Source organism: Streptomyces sp. NPDC030814 (genome assembly GCF_055572155.1).
In genome coordinates, this window is sequence record NZ_JBVIDX010000012.1 from 158,168 (window position 1) to 180,779 (window position 22,612).

Here is a 22,612-nt window from a genome sequence, read left to right on the forward strand (position 1 = left end):
ACGCACGGACCCGAACGGCATGGCCCCGTGTGCTTGGTTGCTGTGGTGAGCAGCGTGAGGAATTCCCTGAAACAGTTCGCCGCACTGATATGTGCGGTGGCCCTGACCTGCGCGGGCTGTGCCGCGCAGTCAACGGGGTCCGCGTCGTCCGAGAGGACGGAGACGTCCACGGTGGTGTACGCCCCCTACGTGGACGCCACCAGGGCGTCCGACCTCGACGACGCCGGGTCGGCCGCCGCGTACCACCTCGCCTTCGTGATCGCCGGCCCAGACGCGTGCGAGCCCACGTGGAACGGCACCACCGCGATCGGCGACTCGGCGGTGAGGTCCCGCATCGCGGCGCTGACGGGGTCCGGGGCATCGGTGCGGGTGTCCTTCGGCGGGGCCTCGGGGACGGAGCTGGCCGAGGTCTGCGACAGCGCGGAGGACCTCGCCGAGGCGTACGGCGCGGCGCTCGACGCGGCGGGTGCGACGGCCGCCGACTTCGACGTCGAGGGTGACGCGCTGAAGGACTCCGACTCGGCGGACCTGCGGTCCGAGGCGATCGCCCGCCTCCAGCGGGACCGGCCGGGCCTCTCCGTCTCCTTCACGCTCCCCGTGATGCCGTCCGGCCTCGACGACGACGCTCTCGCCCTGCTCGACTCCGCGAACGACGCGTCCGTGCGGGTCTCCACCGTCAACATCATGACCATGAATTACGCCAGTTCGTACGGCGGCGACATGGGCGATTACGCGGAGCGGGCCGCGAGGGCCGCACACGGTCAGGTGAGGGACGTCTTCGGGACGTCCGTGGCCACGGCCTGGCGGGCGCTCGGTCTCACCTCGATGCTCGGTGTCAATGACGTGGAGAACGAGACGTTCACCTTGGAGGACGCCGCGCAGGTGAGGGAGTTCGCGGAGGAGAAGGGGATCGGCTGGGTTTCCCTGTGGGCGACGTTCCGGGACCGCGAGTGCGGGGACGGGGCGAGTGACGAACTGACCGACTGCAGTGGTGTGGAGCAGGAGGACGGGGCGTTCGCGGAGGCGCTCTCGGGATGAGCGGCCTCACGGCCCTGTCGTCAGCGGCGGCGGTGCACGAGGCGGCCCGCGCAGACCGTCGCCAGACACGCGCCCGTCTCGTCGAAGACCGCGAGGTCCGCTCTTCCGTTGTCGACGATCGCCGTGGGGCGGAGGCCACGCAGCACGACGACGTCGTTGCGCTCGGCGGCGGCGCGGAGTCCGGGGGTGTCCGTGTGGTCCTCCAGCACGGCGGTCGCCCCGGACTTCAGCACCACATGGACGCGTTCCCGTGGGGTGGGCGCGTCGGGGAGCGGACCCTCGTGGACACGGGCGGGGCCGAGCACGCCGGGCCACCGGCGCACGCGGGCGCCCGGGAAGCGCTGCTGGATCTCCTCCAGCGGCCCCGCGGCCCGGACCCGGATGCCCTCGACGACCACGGCGCCGTCCTTGACGGGCTCCGGGTCGTCCCACGTGAGGCGCACCTCGTCGGCGGCGTGGATCGTCAGCATGCGCGCCCCTAGTTGGCGCTGAGGAGCTTCAGTTCGGGGTGGGCGGTGCCGCCCTCGATCGCCGTGGACGAGATGTGGGACATGACGCGCTCGTCGACCGGGTCGTTCGCCGGGTCGTCGTGCACGACGAGGTGCTCGTACGTCGTCGACCGCTGGGCGGGGACGCGGCCCGCCTTCCTGATCAGGTCGATGATCTCCTGGCGGTTGGAGCGGTGCTTGGCGCCGGCGGAGGAGACCACGTTCTCCTCCAGCATGATCGAGCCGAGGTCGTCCGCGCCGTAGTGGAGGGAGAGCTGGCCGATCTCCTTGCCGGTGGTGAGCCAGGAGCCCTGGATGTGGGCGATGTTGTCCATGAAGAGCCGGGCGACGGCGATCATGCGCAGGTACTCGAAGATGGTGGCCTGCGTACGGCCCTTGAGGTGGTTGTTCTCCGGCTGGTACGTGTACGGGATGAAGGCGCGGAAGCCTCCGGTCCGGTCCTGTACGTCACGGATCATCCGCAGGTGCTCGATGCGCTCGGCGTTGGTCTCGCCCGTGCCCATGAGCATCGTGGACGTGGACTCCACCCCCAGGTTGTGCGCGGCCTCCATGATCTCCAGCCAGCGCTCGCCGCTCTCCTTGAGGGGCGCGATGGCCTTGCGGGGGCGCTCGGGGAGCAACTCCGCGCCGGCGCCCGCGAAGGAGTCGAGACCGGCGGCGTGGATGCGCTGGATGGCCTCCTCCACGCTCACCTTGGAGATCCGGGCCATGTGCTCGACCTCGGACGCGCCGAGGGAGTGGATGACCAGCTGCGGGAACTCCTTCTTGATGGCGGCGAAGTGCTGCTCGTAGTACTCCACCCCGTAGTCGGGGTGGTGACCGCCCTGGAACATGATCTGCGTGCCGCCCAGTTCGACGGTCTCCGCGCAGCGGCGCAGGATGTCGTCGAGGTCGCGCGTCCAGCCCTTGTCCTTGGCCTTCGGCGGGGCGTAGAACGCGCAGAACTTGCACGCCGTCACACAGACGTTCGTGTAGTTGATGTTCCGTTCGATGATGTACGTCGCGATGTGCTCCGTGCCCGCGTACCGGCGCCTGCGGACGGCGTCGGCGGCGGAGCCGAGCGCGTGCAGCGGGGCGTCGCGGTAGAGGTCGAGCGCCTCCTCTGGCGTGATCCGCCCACCCTCGGCGGCACGGTCGAGAACGGACTGGAGGTCGGCCTTCTCGGTCACCGGGAGCGTCCCTTTCGTAAGGGTTGGACGGACCAAGCCAGCCTACGTCAGCCGCTCCGCCCGGCCGACGTCAGCCCGCCGTCAGCCCTGAGGCACCGCCCGTCGGCCCCGGTGTGGCGCCCGGGTGTCAGGCCGCGTAGGCCTCCAGGAGCAGGCCCAGGTACGCCCCCGCGATCATGAACGGCCCCAGGGCGACGAGTTGCCTGCGCCTGGCCCGGCCCCGGGCCGCCTGGACCAGGGTCCAGACGCTGCCGACGAGCGCGCCGGCGAAGGTGCCGACGTACAGGGCGCCCCAGCCGTACCAGCCGAGGACCGCGCCCAGACCGACCGCGAGCTTCACGTCGCCGAAGCCGAGGGCGAGGGGGCGGATGAGGAAGAGCAGGAAGTACGCGCCGCCGAGGGTGAGGGCGCCGAACGCCGCGGTGCGCCACTCGCCCGCGTGTTCGGGGGTGAGGGTGGCGGCGCCCAGGAGTACGAGCGCGAGCGCGGCGAACGGGAGGGTCAGGGGGTCCGGGAGGCGCTGGACCGCGAGGTCGACGAGGACGAGCAGGACGCCGACGGGGGCGAGGAGGAGCCAGACCGCGAGTTCCGGGCGGGTGCCGGTGGCCACGGCGAGCGTCGCGCAGACGAAGGCGGTGAGCAGGGCGACGGTGCGGGTGCTCGGACCGTAGGTGCACGGAGCGGGTGCGCAAGCGGGGACGTGGGCCGACGCGGGAGCACGGGTGGTGGCAGCGGAGGTTGGGGTCGCGGGGGCGGCGGCCGCCGGGGCCCGCCCGGGGGCCGTGCAGCGGGCCCGGCCCAGCCAGCCGCGGGCCGGGCCCGTGAGGGGGTGGCCCGAGGGGCACGTGGTCTGCCAGGGGGAGTCCTCGTCGACCGCGAAGCGGTAGGCGGGGCGGGGCAGAAGAGTGCCCGCCACCACGCCCCAGAGGGCGGCGGCGGCCGTCAGGACGATCAGCCAGAGGTCCGGATCCACGGGGGTCAGCCTAAGGGCTGTCCCGTAATCCCCGGCGGGCGCACGACGCCGGCTACGGCACCTCGCCGCGTTGTCGGAACGCCCGCATACATCCCGTATGCGGACGCCCCTCCGCCTTGCGATGCTCCCCCACTGCCTGAACGGCGTGGGAGGTGCCCCCAGCATCCGACGCCGTGCGCTGATCCACCGCGGATTACGGGGCCTTAGGGGGGTGGGGGCGGGGGGGTCCGGGAGGGTTTTGGCCCCTTCCGGATCGCGGCCTCCGCAGGGCCGCAGCCCTCTCAGGACCGCAGCCTCCTCAGGGGGCCTGCGGCTCTGCGCTGGGTGCCGCGTAGCAGCGGATCCTCACCGTCTGTCGGGGGCTCCACTGTTGTTCGACCGTGGCCAGGTGGTGCCAGCCGAGGCGTTCGTAGAGGGCCGCTGCCGCGAAGTCGGACTCCAGCACGTCGAGCACCGGGTGCAGGGCCCGGCCCCGCGCTTCCGCCGTGGCCCGCGCCACCAGCAGCGCGCCGATGCCGTGGCCCCGGGCGGCCGGGGACACGAACAGCCGGTTGACCACGGCGGTCGTCCCGGGACCCACCCCCGCGCGGTCGGCCCACAGCCCGGGCGCCACGTCCGTGCCGTCGCCCCGGGACAGGCCGATGTGGCCGACGACGCGGCCGTCCAGTTCCGCCACCCATGAGGCGACGAGCGAGGCCGGGGTCAGCCAGGTGCGCGGGTCCTCGGGCCAGTTCACGGGGTAGCCGTCCCGCTCGTGGACCTCTGCCAGCACCCGTGCACAGGCGTCGAGGTCGTGCTCGGTCCTCGGCCGGGCGGTCGGTGGACGAACCAGGGGCGCGCCGGGGACGCTGTCGTTCTTCACCGCCGCATCGGATCACGGCCCCACGCCCGCGACCAGTGGATTTCCTACCTCAGCTTCTTCATCCGGGCCGTCGGGTCCCCCGCGTCCGCGTTGTCCGAAGCGTACTGGAGGGCGTCGCCGTCGGTGGTGAAGGTGACGACGTGGGTGTTCCTGGTGCAGGTGCTCGGGTTGTTCTCGGTGTCGGCGATGCTGGTGGCGAGGACGTGCGCGTCGGTGACCTCCTTGAGGACCAGCTTGTCGTCGCAGGCGCCGCCCAGGAGGTCGACCGAGCGGAAGCTGCCCAACTCCTCGCCCACGTCCGCCTCTTTCAGGGTGACCCGGAAGGTGCCGGCGGGGAGTTTGCCGTCCAGGGCGTAGCCGTCGCCCTCCCATGTGCCGAGGTACTTCTTCGGTACGTCGCCCTCTGTGGCGCCCGGCTGTTCGGAGGGACTCGCGCTCGCCGTCGGGGCGGGGGCCGCGGCGTCGCTGTTGCCGTCGTCCTCCTCGTTCCGGAGCATCCCGAAGACGAACACCGACCCCACGCTCACCGCCACGAAGGCGCCCGCGACAGCCAGCGCGATTGAGCAACTCACCCTCCGGCCGCGCCCGTTCGCCTCGGTCGTCGAGGTCGCCGCCACGCTCAGGGAGACCTTGCCGGGCGTGGCCGGCGGCACGGTGTCCGCCACCGCGGCGTCGGCACGTCCGCCGGGCACGTGTGTGACGGGGCCGGAGTGCGCCGACGGCACCGACGGCGTCACCGGCGACATGACGGGCGGCGGTCCGAACGCGCCGCTCACCCCGGCGCCCACCCCGCCGACCCCAGCGGCGGACGCGGCGTCCGCCGCTGCCGGCGCAGCCGGCTCCCCCAGCGAGGGGCTGCTGAATCCCACCAGACCGGAGGGACCCGGTTCCGTCGCCTCCAGGTTGAGGAGGTGGACGGCGCTGCGGCCGACCTGTTCGACGAGCGGACCGGGGAGCCAGCCGGCCGTGACCAGGCGGGCGGCGCCGTCGGGGGCGAGGGCGCGGGCGATCTCGTCCGGGGTGGGCCGGGCGCCCGGCTCCTTCGTGAGGCAGCGCTCGACCAGGTCGCGCAGTTCGCCCCGCAGACCGTCCAGCCGGGGCGGCTCATGGACGACCTTGTAGAGGAGCGCGGCGGAGGAGTCACCGGGGAAAGGAGATTCGCCGGTCGCGGCGTAGGCGAGGACCGCGCCCAGCGAGAAGACGTCCGCGGCACCGGTGACGCCCTGGCCGAGGATCTGCTCGGGCGACATGTAACCGGGGGAGCCGATGGAGACACCGGTCGAGGTGAGGGAGGCCGTGCCGTCGGTGGCACGGGCGATGCCGAAGTCGATGAGGAGCGGGCCGTCCACGGTCAGCAGCACGTTGGAGGGCTTCACGTCACGGTGGACCAGGCCCAGCGCGTGCACCGCGGAGAGCGCCTCCGCGAGGCCGGCGCCCAGCACCCGCACGGTGTGCTCGGGCAGCGGGCCGCCCGCCGTCCGCGACGGCCGCCGAGAGGGAGGGCCCGGCCGCGTACCCGGTCGCCACCCAGGGGACCGACGCCTCCGGGTCCGCGTCGAGGACGGGCGCGGTCCAGGCACCGCCCACCCGCCGGGCCGCCTCCACCTCGCGGCGGAAACGGGCGCGGAACTCCTCGTCCAGCGCGAAGTGCGGGTGCACGACCTTGACCGCGACGGTGCGGCCGCCGGCGCTGCGCCCGAGGTAGACCCGGCCCATTCCGCCGGAACCGAGCCGGCCGAGCAACCGGTAGGGCCCCACGACCGTGGGCTCGCCGACGTCGAGCGGCTGCATCGCCCCCACCCCTCCCCCGTGCGTCCTCTCCACGACTCCCCAGCAGCGTAGTGCCGCACGCCCGAAAGGGAATGCGAACGCCGACCGTCACTCCCACAGGGCCCGGAATTCGTCAAACGAATTTCCGGGGACGGCGCGGTGACAGCCGGGGGAAATGTTCAGGAAAGGAGATCCACCTTCACATCCGCCGGAAATCCCGTCGTGGGTCCGACCCGGCGGGCGAACTCGGCGACCGCCCGCAACTGCGGGTCGCCGAAGCGGAAGTCCAGGGTGGTGAAGTAGCGCTCCAGGACCCGCTCGTCGAAGGCCTCCCAGCGGGCGGCCTGCTCGGCGACCTTGGCGACCTCGACCAGGGACAGGTCGCGGGAGGCCAGGAACGCCTCGTGGACCTGCCGGGTGACCTCCGGGTTCCGCTCCAGGTAGTCCCGGCGCGCCGCCCACACCGCGAAGACGAACGGCAGCCCCGTCCACGCCTTCCACATGGCACCCAGGTCGTGCACCTGAAGGCCGTACGAGGGGCCGTCGAGCAGGTTGGCCCGCAGCGCCGCGTCGCCGATCAGTACGGCCGCCTCCGCCTCCTGCATCATCAGCGAGAGGTCGGGCGGGCAGGTGTAGTACGACGGCTGCACGCCGACACTCTCGGCCAGCAGCAGCTGGGCGAGGCGCACGGAGGTGCGCGAGGTGGAGCCGAGGGCGACGCGGGCGCCGTCCAGGCGTTCGAGGGGGACCTGCGAGACGATGACGCAGGACATCACCGGCCCGTCGCAGCCCACCGCGATGTCGGGGAAGGCGACCAGGTCATCGGCGTTGCGGAGGAACTCGACGAGGGTGATGGGGCCGATGTCGAGGTCCCCGCGCACGAGCTGCTCGCTGAGCTTCTCGGGGGTGTCCTTGGTCAGCTCGAAATCGAGGAGCGTGCCCGTTCTCGCGAGCCCCCAGTACAGAGGCAGGCAGTTCAGGAACTGGATGTGGCCCACGCGCGGCCTGGTGCGAGAATTGTCCACATCGCGAGACTAGACCTCATGAGGTACGGTCCGGGGTCCGGGGTCCGGGCGCGGGACACCACACGATCGGTGGGGCGATCGTCAATCCGGCGCAACGATCACTCAAACATCCGGGTGACGTGATCTTGACCTCTATTGCTTTCGGCTGCCCCCGTGCTAGGCTCGCCGCAAGTTGCAGTTTGGTTTCCCTTGCAGTACAGAGCCTGCGGAGCATGTAACCGCGGGCTCTAGTCGTTTTCAGACGTATGCAGTTGTGCGGCATCTTGTTTTCACACTTGCAGGGTTCTGGAGCAGGGCAACCCTTTGGGCCCAAGGAGGGCTTATGGCTACCGGAACCGTGAAGTGGTTCAACGCCGAAAAGGGCTTTGGCTTCATCGCCCAGGAAGGCGGCGGCCCCGACGTCTTCGTTCACTACTCCGCCATCAACGCGAGCGGCTTCCGTTCGCTGGAGGAGAACCAGCAGGTCTCCTTCGACGTGACGCAGGGCCCGAAGGGTCCGCAGGCGGAGAACGTCACCCCCGTCTGATCTGAGGGATGCCCCCTCTGACGACGTCTGAGAGCAGTACCTAAGGAGCCCCTCGCCTTTCGGCGCAGGGGCTCCTGCCTTCCTTCCCCTTACCGCGAGTGCCGTGCGGGACTTTCACACCGCCCTACACGTGCTGCATCACGAGCACGAACGACGTTCCCGGCGCCAGCGCCTCGTACGAGTGCGGGACATCACCCCGGAACGCTAGGTAGTCACCGGGTCCCAGCTCGACCTCCTCGCCTCTCGGGCCCGCCTTCACCCGGCCCGTGCTCACGGTGAGGTGTTCGACCGTTCCCGGAATGTGCGGCTCCGACTCCCGCACCGATCCCGGTTCCAGCCGGGTGCGGTAGATGTCGCGGCGTGCGCCGGGCGGGCTCGCGGAGAGCAGCACCGCCGTGTAGCTGGAGTGCTCGGAGTGGACCGTGGGCCCCTCCCCCGCCCGGATGACCTGCACCGTCGGCACCGGCGGCTCCATCAGCGCACTGAACGGCACCCCGAGCGCCACGCCCAGCGCCCAGAGCGTCTCCATGCTCGGATTGCCGCTCGCCGCCTCCAGCTGCGACAGCGTGGACTTGGCGATCCCGGCGCGTTTGGCCAGCTCGGAGAGGGAGAGGCCGGCGCGCGTGCGCTCCCGGCGGAGGGAGGCGGCGATCCAGTCGAGCGGGAGGCGCGCAGGGGGCTTCCCGTTGCTCCGCGCTTCTCCGGCTCCGTTCTCGCGTGCTGCGTCGACCATGTCGTTCGCTCCAGAAGTACGATCGTTCGCCTTGACGAACAGAGTGGCTGCTGTTCATTGTAGGAAACATGCGTTCGCTCTTCCGAACACGGCGCACCCCACCGTGGCTCTCCCGCACCCGGCGTCCCGCTGCCCCCGGCGCCCGTGACTCCGGGCTGTTCCGGGACATCGCCCTGGTGTGTCTGGCCGGCGGTGTCGTCGGGGTCTCCTTCGGCGCGATCTCGGTGGCGGGCGGCCTGCCGGTGTGGGTGCCGGTGGTGATGTCGCTGGTGGTGTACGCGGGATCGGCGCAGTTCAGTGCGGTGGCGATTCTGCTGGCCGGGGGCGGGCCGTTCGCGGCGGCGGCCACGGGGCTGCTGCTCAACACCCGTACGGCGGCGTTCAGTCTGGCGGTCGCGGATGTGCTGGGCAGGGGCAGGCTCGCCCGGCTGGTGGGCGCGCACCTCGTCACCGACGAGACGGTGGCCTTCGCCCTGGCCCAGCCGGATCCGGTACGGCGCCGGACCGCGTTCTGGGTCTCCGGCTTCGGCCTCTTCACGACCTGGAACGTGTGCGTCCTCGCGGGCGCGCTCGCCGGTTCCGCCCTGGGCGACACCGCCGTGTACGGCCTCGACGCCGCCTTCCCCGCCGTACTCGCCGCGCTCGTCCTGCCCTCGCTGCGCGAGCAGCCGCCCGTACGCCGGGCCGCGCTCCTCGGGGCCGTGGTGGCGCTGGCGGCCACTCCGCTGAGCCCTACGGGAGTCCCCGTACTCCTCGCGCTGACCGGGCTGCTCGCCTGGCGGCCCCCGGCGGGCGGAAGGGCCGCGGCATGAGCGGGGTCGTCCTCGCGATGCTGGTCCTGGCGGTGGGAACGTACGCCTTCCGGCTCACCGGGCCGCTGCTGCACGGGCGCGTCGAGATCCCCGTACGGGTCCGGGAACTGCTGGCCGCCGCGGCCGTGGTGCTGCTGGTGGCCCTGCTCGCCACGGGTGCCCTGACCGAGGCCGGCGGCGCCGCCGGATGGGCCCGGCCCGCCGGGGTGCTGGTGGGCGGGGCGCTGGCATGGCGGAGGGCACCGTTCGCGGTGGTGGTCCTGGGGGCGGCGGCGACGGCGGGGGTGCTGCGGGCGCTGGGGGTGCCGTAGGCGTACGGAACGCCCACACGGGCTATCCGCCCCTGGAGACCAGTTCGTCCAGTACCCGGCGGACGCGGAAGCCCGAGCCCAGGTCGGGGTCGAGGCCCTTGCCCCTCAAGAGGGCGTTGAGAGAGGCCTGGACGACCTCGGCGCCCTCGGGGGCGACGCGCTTGGAGACCTCCAGCCACTCCAGCGACTCGGCCCCCGCCGGGCTGCCGTCCAGGGTCCAGTGCTCCAGCGTGACCTCGTGGTGGTCGAGCCGTACCCCGCGCCGGCGGAGCGTGTGGACGGGGCCGAGGACGTCGAGCGAGCCGAAGGCGACGCTGACGTCGGCGCAGTCGGCGAGGAAGGCCCGTTGCCGGTCGGAGAAGACGAGCTCCAGCGGCTTCGCCCCCGTGGCCGCCGCCTCCACGGCCGTACGGCCGCAGTCCGAGACGAGGGTGGCGGACAGGACCCGGCGGTCGCCGGACCAGGTGTCCGCGAGATGGAAGGAGTCCGGTCCCTGCTCACGGAAGCGCAACCAGCGCTCCGAGAGCCGGGACCGGCGACAGGGCCGCAATTCCGCGGTCGCGGCCCCACCCCGCCCGCTCCCCGCCCGTAGGCACAGGATCAACCCCGCATCCAGAAGCGGCAGGTGACCCGGCGCCGTGGAGCGGGCGAGAGCCTCACAGAAGTAGACGCGGCGCCGGGCTCCCCCGGTGTCCGGCGCCAGCGCCCGGGTCGCGGCGGCCGCGCCCGCACCCGAGAACGTCACCTTGATCTCGACCGAGTCGAGCCGGTCGAGCGGGTCCGACCGGTCGGGCCGGTCGGACCCGGAGGTGAGATCCCCGCGTTCCACGGATGCCGGCATGAGCCGTCCCCCTTGTTCCGCGACCTGGTTCATCCCCTGGTTTTCCCCTGGTCCCCTGATTTCCCCGGGAAGTCCCTTGGGGTTCCCCCTTGCACTGATCCCTTCGATCCCCTTGATTCCCCATGAACCACGGTTCCTCGATCCCCCATGCAACCGAGGTCCCGCGAGACATCATTGAAGCCCCGCGCGGACCAGGACCGCTTCCGGGAAGTCCCTACATCTCCCGACAACCGATCCCCACGCCGACCTTCTTGGCCCGACGTCCGCACGGCATGATGGACGAGGCGGCGCGGGCACACGCGGGCACCAGGGGGTGGCGCATTGTTACGGGGACTCGTCGGTCGGGAGAGGGAACGCCGACTGATGGACGACCTGCTCGTGGCGGGTGGGGCGGGTGGGGCGGCGCTGCTCCTGTGGGGCGAGCCCGGCATCGGCAAGACGGCCCTGTTGGACTACGCGGCAGATCGGGCGGCTGCCGGAACGTCGGGCTCCGCACCGGCGACGCTCCTGCGGGCCCGGGGTATCGAGACCGAGACCGTGCTCCCGTTCGCCACTCTCGGCGACCTCCTCACGCCCTATTCATCCCTTTTCAGGGAACTCCCCGGAGCGCAACGCGCCGCCCTGGAGTCCTGTCTCGCGCTGAGCGGTGACTCCACCGACCCCCCGGGCAATCCGTACGCCGCCTGCATGGGCGCCCTGAACGTCCTGGCCGCGCTCGGCGACGAGCGTCCCGTCGTCGTCCTCGTCGACGACCTCCACTGGGTGGACCCCTCGTCCCAGCGCGTCCTGCTCTTCATCGCCCGCCGTCTCTCCAGCGAACGCGTCGCCCTGGCGCTCGGCTCCCGCGAGGACCACGGGGAGTCGGGGCCGCGCCGCAGCATCCCGACCGTGCAGGTGGGCGGGTTGACGGCGGAGGAGTGCGCGGAGCTGCTGAACGGCGCCGGCGCCGCGCACGGGAACGGCCCCGCCGACACGGGCGCGGACACCTTCGCGGCCACCGGGAGCGGCGCGGTGGCCGTCGCGCCCAGCGTGCTCGCCGACCTCGTACGCATCAGCGGCGGCAACCCGCTCGCCCTGCGGGAGATCGCGAGTGGGCTGACGGAGGAACAGGCGCGCGGGGAGCGGCCGTTGCTGGACCCGCCGTCCCTCGGCAGTCATCTGGAGCGCGCCTGGGCGACCCGGATCGACGCCCTGCCCGACCCGGCGCGCCGGGCGCTGGTCGTCCTCGCCGCCGGCCGCTCGACGGCGGCGGGCCCGCTGCGGAAGGCGTTGGAGGCGGCCGGGCTGTCGCTGGACGCCCTCTCTCCGGCCGAGGAGGACGGCCTGATCACGGCGACGGCGGACGGCCTGGACTTCCACCACCCGGTGCTGCGCGCCCTGGTCCTGGGCCGCGCGCCCCTCGCCCACCGCTATGCCGCGTTCCAGGCGCTGGCCGAGGTGAGCACGGGTTCGCTGCACGCCTGGTACCGGGCGTCCGCGACCCCCGGCCCCGACGAGGACACGGCGGCAGCGCTCGCGGAGGCCGCGCTGGAGGCCCGGCGCCGCAGCGCGTTCGGGGAGGCGGCGCTGGCCTGGCGCCGGGCCGCCGACCTCACCCCCGACCCGGCCGCCCGCGCCGGGCGCCTCCTCAACGCCGCCTCCGACGCGCTCCTCAGCGGCTCCCCCGCCGGGCCCCAGTGGTGCGAGGAGGCCGTCCGCATCACACCCGATCCGGCGATGCGCGCCGTCATCCAGGGCCTCCTGGGCCGGATGTACACCTGGAAGGGCGAGACCGCGCAGGCGTACGGCCTCCTCGTGAACGCCGCCGACGCCGTACGCGACTCCGACCCGACCCGCGCCTGCCTCCTCCTCGCCGAGGCGACGGCGGCCGCCCGCCTCGACGGCCACGTCCCGGCGGCCGTACGCGTCGCCGAGGAGTCCCTGGCCCTCGCCTCCGAGTCCGGTCCCGAACGCTGGTACAGCCTCACCCTCCTCGGCGGCGCCCTCGTCATGGCCGGCCGTACCACCGAGGGCCGCGCGATGCTGGAGTCCGCCGACCGGCACGGCGCGGGCGACCCCGTACGCGACCAGCAGGTGTACGCGATCGCCGGGCAGGCGTGGAGCCGTGTAGAGGAGTTCGCGCGGGGCCGCGGTCTGCTCAACACGGCGGTGGAGTCGGCGCGGCGGCACAGCGCGGTCGGGGTACTGGGCTTCACCCTCGCCGTACGGGGCGAACTGGAGACCCGCATCGGCCAGTGGGCGTCCGCCCGCGGCGACCTGACGGAGGCGCTGCGCTGGGCGGAGGAACTGGGCCAGCTCACCTGCGTCAGCTACGCCCTGTACTGCCTGGCCCGCCTCGAAGCGCTGCGCGGCGATCGCGTGGAGTGCGAGGAGCATGTGGCGCGGGCCCGGCGTGAGTGCGGGGCGTACGGCATCGGCTGCCAGGAGTTCCATATGACGGCCGTGCTCGGCCTGTCGGCCCTGGCGTACGGTGACCACGACGCGGCGGCCGACCAGTTGGAGCAAACGTTGTCACTCGCCGTGGAGCAGGGCATCGGCAACCCGGAGGTGGTGCCGTTCGCGGCGGACCTGGCGGAGGCACACGTACGGGCCGGGAACGCGGCGCGGGCCGGCGAGGTGGTCGCGTGGCTGGAGGAGCGGGCGCGGGAGACGGGCCTGGCCTCGGCGGAGGCGGCGGCCGCCCGCGTACGGGGCCTGCTGGCAGGGACACCGGAGGAGGCGGAGGCGCACTTCGGGGCGGCGCTGAAGGCACACCAGCGGACGACCGGCCCGTTCGACTGGGCGCGGACGCTGCTGTGCGAGGCGGAGGTGCTGCGGCGCTACCGCCGCCCGGCAGCCGCCCGCACGCCCCTGTCGTCCGCCCTGGCGTGTTTCGAGCGCCTGGGCGCGGTGCCGTGGGCCCGGCGGGCGGCGAGCGAACTGGCAGCGGCCGGGGGGATACCGACGGCCGCCCCGTCCGGGTCCGGGTCCGGTTCCGGTTCCGGCGGCATGGGCGGGGTGCTGGACCAGCTGACCCCGCAGGAGTTCCAGGTGTCGCGGGCGATCGCGCGGGGCCTGAACAACACGGAGGCGGCGGCGTCGCTGTTCGTGTCGAGGAAGACGGTGGAGGCGCATCTGACCCGCGTCTACCGGAAGTTGAAGGTGCGGTCGAGGACGGATCTGACGCGGTTGCTGACGGCGGCGGACCTGGTGGATTGAGTACGGGTACTCATGTGAGGGCTCGTCAGGGACAGGCATCGTTCAGGCATGCGATCGAATCCCCTGTACAAGTCCTTGCTGGCGGCTGCGCTCGGCGGTGCCGTCGTCCTGTCCTGCGTCGGTGTGGGCAATGCCGCTGCCGCGACCGCCGGCGACGCCGAGACCCGGTTCGTGGAGTTGGCCACGAGCATCAGGGACTACTGCACCCCGGTCCGGCCCGGCGGCGGTGGTGTCATCGACCGCCCGGCCGCGACCTCCTCCGTGTCGGGGTTCGGGAAACTCGACTCCACCCAGCCGGTCTCGGTCGACGCGGTGCCGCTGAACGCCGTGGAGCGGTGCGCGGGCAAACAGCACCAGCGGCGCATCCACGACGGGTTCTGGCAGGCCGGGGCGAACCGCAGCTACGAGGCGCTGCACGCCAAGCTGACGGAGCTGGGCTACCCGGCGTCCCGGATCCACCGCATGCGGGACTTCAGCGGCTCCCCGCGGGCCCGGGTCGACCTACGCGTCTCGGGCGGCGACCACTTGGCGGTCCAGGTCACCGGCACATACCTCGGCGCGATGATCGAGACGTTCGGCACGCCGAAGGGGGTGGGCGTCACCGAGGTGCGGCTGAAGCCGGTCATCGACCGCCCGTCGTTCTGACCCCCTTACGGGCCGGTGCTCAGCTCGGCCCACACGGTCTTGCCGAGCGGGCGGTCCTCGACGCCCCACTTGTCGGCGAGCGCCTCCACGATGAGCAGTCCGCGCCCGGACTCGGCGTCACTCACCGGCTGCCCAGGCGTTCTCGGCCGCCGCGTCCCGAAGGCGTCGGCCACCTCGATACGCAGGGTGGCGGTCTCCAAGACGATCCGCAGCAGGAAGCTGTGCCCGTAGACGTAGCCGTGCATCGCGGCGTTCGTCACCAGCTCGGCGACGACGAGGACGGCGTTGTCGTGCACGTCGCTCCCGTATGTGATGCCCCGGGCGTGCAGCCACTGAGCGGCGACTCTCCGCGCGAGCCGGGCGCCTCGGCGGCTGGGCGTGAACAGCTGGGTGAATTCACCGAGGACGGTGGGGATTTCCTGATTCATGTCACTCAGCGTGGTCGACCGGTTCTAGCCTGACCAGGTACGACGGCGGGACGCTATGTAGCCGTACGGGTGCGGTGCGTCGAGTGTCGGGTCGTCGGCCGTGACCACGACGAGGGCGAAGGCGGGATCGATGGCGGACACGGTTCACGAACGGAAGCTGGAGACTCCGGCGGAGGCCGACGGTACGACCGGCGTCTTCACGGCGGTCGGCAAGCTCTTGAAGCTGCTGCGGGAACGGGCCGGACTGACACAGAAGGACCTGGGCGAGGCAGTCGGCTACGGCCCGGACGCGATCAGCGCGATGGAGCGGGGAGTACGGGTCTCCCGCCCCGAGGTACTGGAGAAGGCGGACGAACTCCTGAACGCGGGCGGCCTGTTGCGGGCGATGATCCCGGAGATCAAGGAGGGGATGAAGAAGGCGCGGACCCGGCATCCGGAGTGGTACCGCAGCTATGCGGGATTGGAGGCGGAGGCGGTCGAGCTGCACTTCTATGCCAACCAGGGGGTGCCGGGGTTGTTGCAGACGCCGGAGTACGCGCGGGCGGTGTTCTCGCGTCGTCGACCGCTTCTCGACGACGAGACCATCGAGAGGCGGGTGGCTGACCGCATGGACCGCCAGCAGATCTTCGACAAGTGGCCTGCACCCATGCTCAGTTACGTGCTGGAGGAAGTGGTGCTGGACCGGCCGATCGGCGGTGCGACCGTCCACGCGGAGCAGCTGCGGCAGTTGCTTCGGGTCGGCGGCATGCGGAACGTTGAGATCCAAGTGATGCCGACCAGCCAGGCAGCACACCCCAACATGGACGGGGCGTTCAACCTGCTCACGCCCAGGAGGCACCCACAGGTGGCGTACACGGAGATCCAGGGCTTTCCCCGACTGATCACAGACCTTGAAGAGGTCCGGAAGATCGCAGACCGCTATGGGATCATGCGGGCCATGGCACTCCCTCCCACGGAGTCCCAGGCGTTGATCGAGAAGAAGCTGGGGGAACTGTGAGCGTCGAGGAACTCTCCTGGTTCAAGTCGAGCCACAGTGGGGGCGAAGGCGGCGAATGCCTGGAGATATCCCCCGGCCCCAACGCCATCCACATCCGTGACTCCAAGAACCCCACCGGCCCCCATCTGGCTCTCTCCCGCGCCACCTGGTCGGCGTTCCTCTCGCACTACTTCGAGCGCCACCAGAACGTCGGCCGCCACCAATAGAGCACCCTTCTATCCTCGGGCCAAGGTCTCTGCTGCACCGACGCTTCCTCGAAGTGATCGACTGCGAGGTCGATAGGCCTGAAACCCTCGTCCACCGGCTCGTCAATCACCGGCTTCCGAATCTTACTTACAAATCGAACTTCACTCGCCTGCAATTGCTGATATGCGCGCTGAGCCTCAACGAGGGAGCATGCATTTGCGCCGCCGGCCAGCAGAGGCCACCGAAGTTGGACCATGTCATCCTCCCAGAAGCACACAGGACAAACTAGAGACGATCCAGGTCCTTCCTCGTGCACGAGATGGCCACAACAGGGGCACGGAGATCAACCGAAAGGAAGGATCATGGAATCAGGGCTCCAGGCTGGTTATTGAAGTGCACCATCGGATTGTCCGGCCTACGGGCAACGCCCTCGACCTGCCCACCACATTCCCTCGTCCGCTGATGTTGCCGTCAACCAGCCTGCGGGTGTCCGCCGGAGGTCACCCCGGCGGACACCCTTGCTTCACCGGGTTCTTCGCTCATTGGGAATTCAAGCTGGCGATTCTCACGCGCTGGGCCGCTTTCCGTAGTAAGGCCTTACCGCCGGGGCCAACTTGAGCTGGATTACACGCAGAATTCGAATGCTCAACTCGTCGCTTAAACCTGTGGTCGTCGACCATTCGCACCCCGAACCTGCAAGATCACTAACAAAGACAATCTCTGCGGCCAGCAATATGCGCGCCCAATCAACCGGGGCTAGTGGAATATCGTTTCCGAGTGCCGAACGCAACCTGCCGCATTGGTCGAGCAGATCCTGCATGCCTTCGAACCCCATACCCATAGCGAGCTCGTCGCCGCATCGAGCCGGGCCGCCCCATTCCAGGAGTGCGCGCCGCAGCCAGGTGATCTCGTCTGCGGTGAGCAAGTCACTCGCCACTGCAGTAATTTCAGGCATCAGTTCAAGCCGTCTTCCCAGTATTCATCAATTGTTGCCGGATCTCGACGGAAGATAGTACCGCCGTCTGGATGCATCGGGTCGTGAATTACGATCGTGGACCCATCCTTCCCCTGGTATGCTCTCCGCCCACCGCCCAGCCCCTTCGTGCGTGCCGGGTCCTGCATCACATCCCGGGCGAGGTCTCCGATATCCGTAGGCGAAAGCCCCGGAAAGTCACCGGCATGCTTGCTTCCCGCATGTCCGTTACCGATGTCTGCAGCATCTTCGATGCGTTCTGCGGGGTCACACCAATCTGAATTGTGAACGAGTACCGGAGTCGTACCCGCCAGCACATAGTACGTGTGGATATCACTGATCGTCAGATCGAACGTACGCTGCCGCTCTGTGAAATCGCGCGTCCTGACCACCGGTAGGGCAGAACCGTCTGCAGCGCGGATGGTCATGCCCCGCTTGAGATCGCCCGCGTCGACCCACGTGCCCTCGGAGTCGGACCAGAAGGGGTGGGTCGTGGTCGTGACCAAGGAGTCGGTGCCGTTGGCTGTTTCGATGGTGAGGTCGACGAAGTGCTTGTCGTCCTCGGTGACGATGGTCCCGGCGACTTCACGGACCGTGGTCTCACCCGTTGTCGGGTCGGTGACCGTGACCTTGTCACCGATCTCGACGTCCTCGATGGGTTTGGTGGTTCCGTCGGCCATGAGGACTTCGGTCCCGGCGACGAAGCTGTGAGCAGCGCTGATGAGGCAACCGATAGCGGCGCTATCCGAACGTTTCAGGGCCGCCTGGAAGACGTTCAGCGTGACCTTGGCCAGCTTCCCCAGACCGTAACCGACAGCTGAGATTCCCGCATCAATCGCAGCGTCCTTGCAGCCCTTGCCGTTGTAGCAGTCGACGTAGGAGCGGACCCCGATCATGCGCTTCGGCCGCCGCCGCTCGGGTCGCCTCCATCCGCACTGCCTCGCCGTCGTCCGTCATCGGTTCGTCAAGGCCGTCGAACACGACCACGGCATGGCCCTGCCTCAATCGCCGCTCCGTGATCGCGGGCGGCGTGTCGAGGCCGTTGGCCTCTCATGCAGGTGGGCGAGGAACTTCTCGGACGCGCGGTGCCGCCAGGGGCCGGCCGCGTACTCCCGTAACTCCACGACTGGAGGGACCGTCCGGCCAGCGGTCGCAGCGGGCCCGGAGGGGGCCGCCAGTTAACGCGAGCGCCAGGTGCCGGGCCGGCGTCGACTTGCCCACGCCCGGGTCGCCGGAAAGGACCAGACGGTCGGCGCCCCGGGCGGCGATGAGCTGCAGCACGTCCCGCGCGGGCCGCTCCTGGTACGCCTGCCGCGCCCGCTCCAGCTCCACGCCGGGCGGCAGCTCAGCGGGCCAGTCGCCCGTCCCCACCAGGCGGTTGAGGACGTCGCGGGGCAGCTCCACGGGCGGCGGATCGGTCCGCACCAGCGGCGACACGAACACCTCGCGCAGCGCGACCGGCGGGTGCTCGCCCTCCTCGGCCGGGATCAGCACGGCGAGGTCCAGCCGGCCGTAGCGCTCCCGCACGCGCACCGCGTACTGCTTCAACGCCGCCTTCGCGGCCTCCCCGCCGGGCGGCGGCACCCGGTCCCGCGCCGGCACCGGCTGCACGTACAGGTTCTCGATGTACGTCGCGGGGCTGTTGTCACGGTCGTCGCGGCATGCACGTGCCGCCCGACACCGATCGCACCGTCACCACCGGCATCGACCTGATTCGCGTCCCGCCCCATGGGGGGGACGGTAGCGCTACGGACCTGCCGGCAGCCCGGGTTCGGCCCATTCGTCTCTCAGAGGAGACGTTCGGTGGTCCTGGCGCCGTCACACGTGACGGCATCCGGCGAGGAGGGTGGCGACCATGCGCCTGGCGTCGGCCTGGTCGTAGTCAGGGCCGGTGATGCAGAGGTTTCCGATGGCGCGCATGAGCGTGTAGGCGGTGATGTCGGGGCTGAGCTCACCGGCGGCGACACACGCCTCCAGCAACGTCGCGCAGGCCGGTACCAGGGTGTCGAGCATGAGGGCGTGGAGGTTCTCCAGCCCTGGATCGCCGGAGCCCAGTGCCGCACCGAGGCCGTGCTTGGTCACGAGGAACTCCACGAACGCGTCCGCCCAGCGGGTCAGGGCTGTGAACGGGGAGGCTGACTCCTCGAGGAGTCGGGGCGCGAGTGCGGTGCAGGTGTCGATCTGGTGCCGGTAGACGGCGGTGACGAGATCCGCCCTGGTCGGAAAGTTCCGGTAGATCGTGCCGACGCCGACGCCGGCCCGTTCGGCGATGTCCCGGATGGGCGCCTGGACCCCCTGGTCCACGAAGACCGCCGCTGCGGCCGCCAGCACGGCGTCGCGGGTGCGCTGCGCCTGCGCCTGGCGCACTCCCACCGGTTCCGGCACGACTCCTCCTTTACTCACGGAACAATGTTCCGCTAACTTGGCGGAACAACGCTCCGCCAAATTATGGCAGAGCTACCCATGGAGAAAGCGCAGGTCCCCCATGTCTTCCGAGCCCCTCGACCAGCTGATCGTCTCGATCAAGCCCATCACCGTTCCCGCGCCCGGCCGCGGCGTCGACCTGCCGGTGAAGGTCACCGCTCCGCTGTCGGGCCATGACCTGCCCGTCATCGTGTTCTCCCACGGCAACGCATGGTCCATGGACGCTTACGAGCCGCTCGTCGACAGGTGGGCCGCAGCCGGATTCGTCGTGGTTCAGCCCACCCACCTGGACTCCCGCCGCAATGGCATCGGATGGGGCGACCCGCGCTTCGCCACCATCTGGCGCGTCCGGATCGCCGACCTCCACGCGGTCCTCGACGGTCTCGGCGACATCCTTCTCCAGGCCGGCGGTCTGGACACCCGCGTCGACCAGGAACGCGTCGCCATCGTCGGTCACTCCTGGGGCGCCCAGACAGCCGGCGTGATCCTCGGCGCGCGCGTACTCGACGCGGACGGCATCCCCGGAGAGGACTTCTCCCACTCCGTGGTCTCGGCCGGCGCGCTGATCGCCGCGACGGGAACCGGTGACACGCTCACCCCGTTCGCCGTCGAGCACCTTCCGTTCATGAGGCCGGACTACTCGACCATGACCACACCGGCCCTGGTCATCGCGGGTGGCAAGGACCAGTCGCAGCTCTCCACCCGGGGGGCGGACTGGTTCACCGACGCCTACCACCTCAGCCCGACCCCGAAGAGCCTGCTCCACATCGCCGAGGGTGAGCACACCCTGGGCGGCATCGCCGGCGAGGCGGTCGCCGAAACCACCGACGAGGACCCTTCCCGCGTCACCTTCGTCGCCGACGCGATCTCCGCCTTCCTCCTCGACGCCTTCGGACTCAACGACGCCGCGTGGACGGATCTGAACAACGCCGCTGCGGCCGGCGACGGCACGTGGAGTGTCTCCAGCAAGTGACCCCGGCCGGACCCGGACCGTCCCGTCGACCGAGCCGGGGACGGCCGGAGCGGGCCCCCGACGCCTCAGGCGGCCCGCACGGGGACACGGTCATGACGTCACACTGCCCGAGCCACCCGGTTCAGGCCGGATACGGCCTCTGCCTCTCGTACAACCCCTCGATCTCCGCCGAGAACGCCTCCGCGATCGCCTCTCTGCGCAGCTTCATCGACGGAGTCAGATGGCCCGCCTCCTCCGTGAAGCCGCCGGGGATGACGGTGAAGCGGCGGATGGACTCCGGGCGGGAGACCAGGCGGTTGGCCTCGTCCACCGCCCGTTGGAGGACCATGCGCAGCTCCGGGTCGTCGACCAGGAGTTCCGCGGGCACGGCGTGCTTGCCGTTCATCTGGCGCCAGTGGGTGATGCCCTCGGGGTCCAGGGTCAGCAGGGCGGTGACGTACGGGCGGCGGTCGCCGACGACCATCGCCTGGGCGATCAGGGGGTGGGACCGGAGCCAGTTCTCCAGCGGGGCAGGGGCCACGTTCTTGCCGCTGTCGGTGACCAGGATCTCCCTCTTGCGGCCGGTGATCGTGAGGTAACCGTCGTCGTCGAGTTCGCCGATGTCCCCGGTGGCGAACCAGCCGTCGGGGCTCGTGGGGACGACTCCGCCGGCCTGGGGGTCCCAGTAGCCCCGGAAGATCTGGCCGCCGTGGAGGAGGACCTCACCGTCGGCGGCGATGCGCACCCGTGTGCCGGGCAGCGGCCAGCCGACCGTGCCGAGGCGGGGGCGGACCGGCGGGGTGACGGTGACGGCCGCCGTGGTCTCCGTCATGCCGTAGCCCTCGAAGACGTCGATGCCGGCGCCGGCGAAGAAGGCGGCCAGGCGGCGGCCCAGCGGGGAGCCGCCGCAGATGACGTAACGGACCCTGCCGCCCAGGGCGTTGCGGATGCGGCGGTAGACGAGGGGGTCGTAGAAGGTGCGGGCCGCCTTGAGGAAGGTGGTGGGGCCGGGGCCGGTGCCGTGCTGCTCGGACTCCAGGGCCTCGCCGTAGCGGCGGGCCACCGCCGCGGCACGGTCGAAGGAGGAGGCCCGGCCCATGCGTTCGGCGGAGGCGCGGGCCGTGTTGAAGACCTTCTCCAGGACGTACGGGATGAGCAGCAGGAACGTCGGTCGGAACGACTTCAGGTCCGCGAGCAGGTCCTCGGTGCGGAAGCTCGGCGAGTGGCCCACACGGATACGGGCCCGCATGCACGCGATCGCAACCATGCGGCCGAAGACATGGGCGAGCGGGAGGAAGAGGAGGGTGGAGGCCTCCTCGTCGGTCTTCGCGCGGAAGATCGGGTAGAGGAGGTCGATCGCGTTGTCGATCTCCGCGAAGAAGTTGCCGTGGGTGAGCGCGCAGCCCTTGGGGCGGCCGGTGGTGCCCGAGGTGTAGATGAGGGTCGCGAGGGTGTCGGGGCCCAGCACCCCGCGCCGTACGGCGACTTCCTGGTCGGACACGTCGCGGCCCCGCTCGGCGAGGCGTCCCATGTGGTCCTTCTCGAAGACCCACATGTGGCGGAGGTCGGGGATGCGGTCGAGTTCGGGGCCGAGGGCGGAGGCCTGGCCGGACGTCTCCACGGCCAGGGCGACCGCTCCGGAGTCCTGGAGGATCCAGCGGGTCTGGAAGACGGAGGAGGTGGGGTAGACGGGCACGGTCACCAGGCCCGCCGCCCAGGCCGCGAAGTCCAGGAGCGTCCACTCGTACGTCGTCCGCGCCATGATGGCGATACGGTCGCCAGGCATCAGACCCTCGGCGATCAGGCCCTTCGCCACGGCGAGCACCTCGGCCGCGAACTCCGCCGCCGTCACGTCCCGCCAACGGCCGCCGTCCCCGCCTCCGTTGCCGTTCCCGGTCCCGATGCCGTTCGCGGCCCCGTTGCCAGGGCCGTTCCCGCTCCCGTCGGCGGCCTCGCGGCCGTCCCCAAAACCGCCGCCACGGTTGTCCTTGCGGCTGAGGACGACCGCGCCGGGCTCGTGGTCCGCGTTGTCGAAGGGGATGTCCGCGAGGGAGCCGTAGGTTCCGGGCCGGACCAGCGCGGGGACGTACGCCTCTCGTACCGTGCCGTCCAGCCGCTTCAACTCGGGTTCCACGAGCAGGGGTTCGCTGCGATCGAGGCTTGACACGGGCGGCTCCTGGACGTTCGGTGTGCCCGGATCGTACGGGGCCGATGTGTGAGGTTCGTGTGAGTATGGGGGC

The 22,612-nt window shown here is 70.9% G+C and carries 22 protein-coding genes and 2 pseudogenes; 9 read left to right on the top strand and 15 right to left on the bottom strand.

Translation table 11 applies throughout. The features are described from left to right. Window positions 1-54 precede the first annotated feature (54 nt). Window positions 55-1,038, top strand: coding sequence for a chitinase (locus tag ACZ43N_RS25155; protein WP_468100525.1), 984 nt, complete (start codon window positions 55-57; stop codon window positions 1,036-1,038). A gap of 20 nt (window positions 1,039-1,058) precedes the next feature. Here the strand turns inward: ACZ43N_RS25155 and ACZ43N_RS25160 are convergent, their stop codons facing one another. From ACZ43N_RS25160 to ACZ43N_RS25185, 6 genes and pseudogenes are all read right to left on the bottom strand, one after another. Next, window positions 1,059-1,508 (bottom strand): hypothetical protein, encoded by a 450-nt coding sequence (locus ACZ43N_RS25160; RefSeq protein ID WP_468100527.1) that lies wholly within the window; start codon window positions 1,506-1,508, stop codon window positions 1,059-1,061. A gap of 8 nt (window positions 1,509-1,516) precedes the next feature. Continuing rightward, window positions 1,517-2,716, bottom strand: a complete 1,200-nt coding sequence (mqnC, locus tag ACZ43N_RS25165) for a cyclic dehypoxanthinyl futalosine synthase (protein WP_468100528.1) — start codon at window positions 2,714-2,716, stop codon at window positions 1,517-1,519. 127 nt (window positions 2,717-2,843) lie between these two features. Continuing rightward, window positions 2,844-3,689: a prepilin peptidase gene (locus ACZ43N_RS25170; RefSeq protein ID WP_468100530.1), complete on the bottom strand. Its 846-nt coding sequence runs from the start codon at window positions 3,687-3,689 to the stop codon at window positions 2,844-2,846. A 298-nt stretch (window positions 3,690-3,987) separates the two neighbouring features. After that, entirely contained in the window at window positions 3,988-4,551 is a 564-nt protein-coding gene (locus ACZ43N_RS25175; RefSeq protein WP_468100531.1) for a GNAT family N-acetyltransferase, read from the bottom strand. Window positions 4,552-4,595: 44 nt separating this feature from the next. After that, a pseudogene (locus ACZ43N_RS25180) lies at window positions 4,596-6,342 on the bottom strand (serine/threonine-protein kinase). A gap of 158 nt (window positions 6,343-6,500) precedes the next feature. Then, the gene (locus tag ACZ43N_RS25185) at window positions 6,501-7,346 is read right to left on the bottom strand and encodes a menaquinone biosynthetic enzyme MqnA/MqnD family protein (RefSeq protein WP_468100533.1); all 846 of its coding nucleotides are present in this window, start codon (window positions 7,344-7,346) and stop codon (window positions 6,501-6,503) included. 322 nt (window positions 7,347-7,668) lie between these two features. Here ACZ43N_RS25185 and ACZ43N_RS25190 point away from each other — a divergent pair, with 322 nt between their 5' ends. Next, the gene (locus ACZ43N_RS25190; protein ID WP_003992177.1) at window positions 7,669-7,872 is read left to right on the top strand and encodes a cold-shock protein; all 204 of its coding nucleotides are present in this window, start codon (window positions 7,669-7,671) and stop codon (window positions 7,870-7,872) included. Between the two features lie 124 nt (window positions 7,873-7,996). Here ACZ43N_RS25190 and ACZ43N_RS25195 read toward each other — a convergent pair whose 3' ends face one another. After that, entirely contained in the window at window positions 7,997-8,605 is a 609-nt protein-coding gene (locus tag ACZ43N_RS25195) for a helix-turn-helix domain-containing protein (protein ID WP_468100534.1), read from the bottom strand. A gap of 68 nt (window positions 8,606-8,673) precedes the next feature. Here ACZ43N_RS25195 and ACZ43N_RS25200 point away from each other — a divergent pair, with 68 nt between their 5' ends. Further along, complete coding sequence (locus tag ACZ43N_RS25200; protein WP_468100536.1) at window positions 8,674-9,417, top strand: AzlC family ABC transporter permease; 744 nt, start codon at window positions 8,674-8,676, stop codon at window positions 9,415-9,417. After that, entirely contained in the window at window positions 9,414-9,728 is a 315-nt protein-coding gene (locus ACZ43N_RS25205) for an AzlD domain-containing protein (protein ID WP_468100537.1), read from the top strand. Before ACZ43N_RS25200 ends, ACZ43N_RS25205 begins: the two co-directional genes overlap by 4 nt. Before the next feature lie 22 nt (window positions 9,729-9,750). On the opposite strand, the gene ACZ43N_RS25210 is transcribed toward ACZ43N_RS25205, so the two are convergent. Continuing rightward, entirely contained in the window at window positions 9,751-10,569 is an 819-nt protein-coding gene (locus tag ACZ43N_RS25210; protein WP_468100539.1) for a hypothetical protein, read from the bottom strand. Window positions 10,570-10,932: 363 nt separating this feature from the next. Here ACZ43N_RS25210 and ACZ43N_RS25215 point away from each other — a divergent pair, with 363 nt between their 5' ends. Together ACZ43N_RS25215 and ACZ43N_RS25220 are read left to right on the top strand one after the other, a co-directional pair. Then, entirely contained in the window at window positions 10,933-13,767 is a 2,835-nt protein-coding gene (locus ACZ43N_RS25215; protein ID WP_468100540.1) for a helix-turn-helix transcriptional regulator, read from the top strand. 48 nt (window positions 13,768-13,815) lie between these two features. Continuing rightward, a complete protein-coding gene (locus ACZ43N_RS25220) occupies window positions 13,816-14,412 on the top strand; it encodes a hypothetical protein (RefSeq protein WP_468100542.1) in 597 nt (198 codons plus the stop codon). Window positions 14,413-14,417: 5 nt separating this feature from the next. Here the strand turns inward: ACZ43N_RS25220 and ACZ43N_RS25225 are convergent, their stop codons facing one another. Further along, window positions 14,418-14,840 carry an ATP-binding protein gene (locus ACZ43N_RS25225; protein WP_468100543.1) on the bottom strand — a complete coding sequence of 141 codons (423 nt, stop codon included), beginning with the start codon at window positions 14,838-14,840 and terminating at the stop codon, window positions 14,418-14,420. A 130-nt stretch (window positions 14,841-14,970) separates the two neighbouring features. On the opposite strand from ACZ43N_RS25225, the gene ACZ43N_RS25230 reads away from it, so the two are divergent. Then, window positions 14,971-15,837, top strand: coding sequence for a helix-turn-helix domain-containing protein (locus ACZ43N_RS25230; RefSeq protein WP_468100545.1), 867 nt, complete (start codon window positions 14,971-14,973; stop codon window positions 15,835-15,837). Beyond that, window positions 15,834-16,043 carry a DUF397 domain-containing protein gene (locus ACZ43N_RS25235; RefSeq protein WP_468100547.1) on the top strand — a complete coding sequence of 70 codons (210 nt, stop codon included), beginning with the start codon at window positions 15,834-15,836 and terminating at the stop codon, window positions 16,041-16,043. Before ACZ43N_RS25230 ends, ACZ43N_RS25235 begins: the two co-directional genes overlap by 4 nt. Here ACZ43N_RS25235 and ACZ43N_RS25240 read toward each other — a convergent pair. From ACZ43N_RS25240 to ACZ43N_RS25260, 5 genes and pseudogenes are all read right to left on the bottom strand, one after another. Further along, window positions 16,004-16,351: pseudogene (locus tag ACZ43N_RS25240) on the bottom strand (CPCC family cysteine-rich protein); the annotation flags it as partial. The gene ACZ43N_RS25235 and the pseudogene ACZ43N_RS25240 sit on opposite strands and share 40 nt — an antisense overlap. Window positions 16,352-16,588: 237 nt before the next feature. Further along, a complete protein-coding gene (locus ACZ43N_RS25245; protein WP_468100548.1) occupies window positions 16,589-16,960 on the bottom strand; it encodes a hypothetical protein in 372 nt (123 codons plus the stop codon). Between the two features lie 17 nt (window positions 16,961-16,977). After that, complete coding sequence (locus ACZ43N_RS25250; protein ID WP_468100550.1) at window positions 16,978-17,892, bottom strand: polymorphic toxin-type HINT domain-containing protein; 915 nt, start codon at window positions 17,890-17,892, stop codon at window positions 16,978-16,980. A gap of 154 nt (window positions 17,893-18,046) precedes the next feature. Further along, the gene (locus ACZ43N_RS25255) at window positions 18,047-18,607 is read right to left on the bottom strand and encodes a hypothetical protein (protein WP_468100551.1); all 561 of its coding nucleotides are present in this window, start codon (window positions 18,605-18,607) and stop codon (window positions 18,047-18,049) included. A gap of 207 nt (window positions 18,608-18,814) precedes the next feature. Then, window positions 18,815-19,381, bottom strand: a complete 567-nt coding sequence (locus tag ACZ43N_RS25260) for a TetR/AcrR family transcriptional regulator (RefSeq protein ID WP_468100553.1) — start codon at window positions 19,379-19,381, stop codon at window positions 18,815-18,817. A 100-nt stretch (window positions 19,382-19,481) separates the two neighbouring features. Between ACZ43N_RS25260 and ACZ43N_RS25265 the strand changes: the two genes are divergently transcribed. Beyond that, a complete protein-coding gene (locus ACZ43N_RS25265) occupies window positions 19,482-20,393 on the top strand; it encodes an alpha/beta hydrolase family protein (RefSeq protein ID WP_468100555.1) in 912 nt (303 codons plus the stop codon). 121 nt (window positions 20,394-20,514) lie between these two features. On the opposite strand, the gene ACZ43N_RS25270 is transcribed toward ACZ43N_RS25265, so the two are convergent. Next, window positions 20,515-22,539 carry an AMP-dependent synthetase/ligase gene (locus tag ACZ43N_RS25270; RefSeq protein ID WP_468100556.1) on the bottom strand — a complete coding sequence of 675 codons (2,025 nt, stop codon included), beginning with the start codon at window positions 22,537-22,539 and terminating at the stop codon, window positions 20,515-20,517. Window positions 22,540-22,612 lie beyond the last annotated feature (73 nt).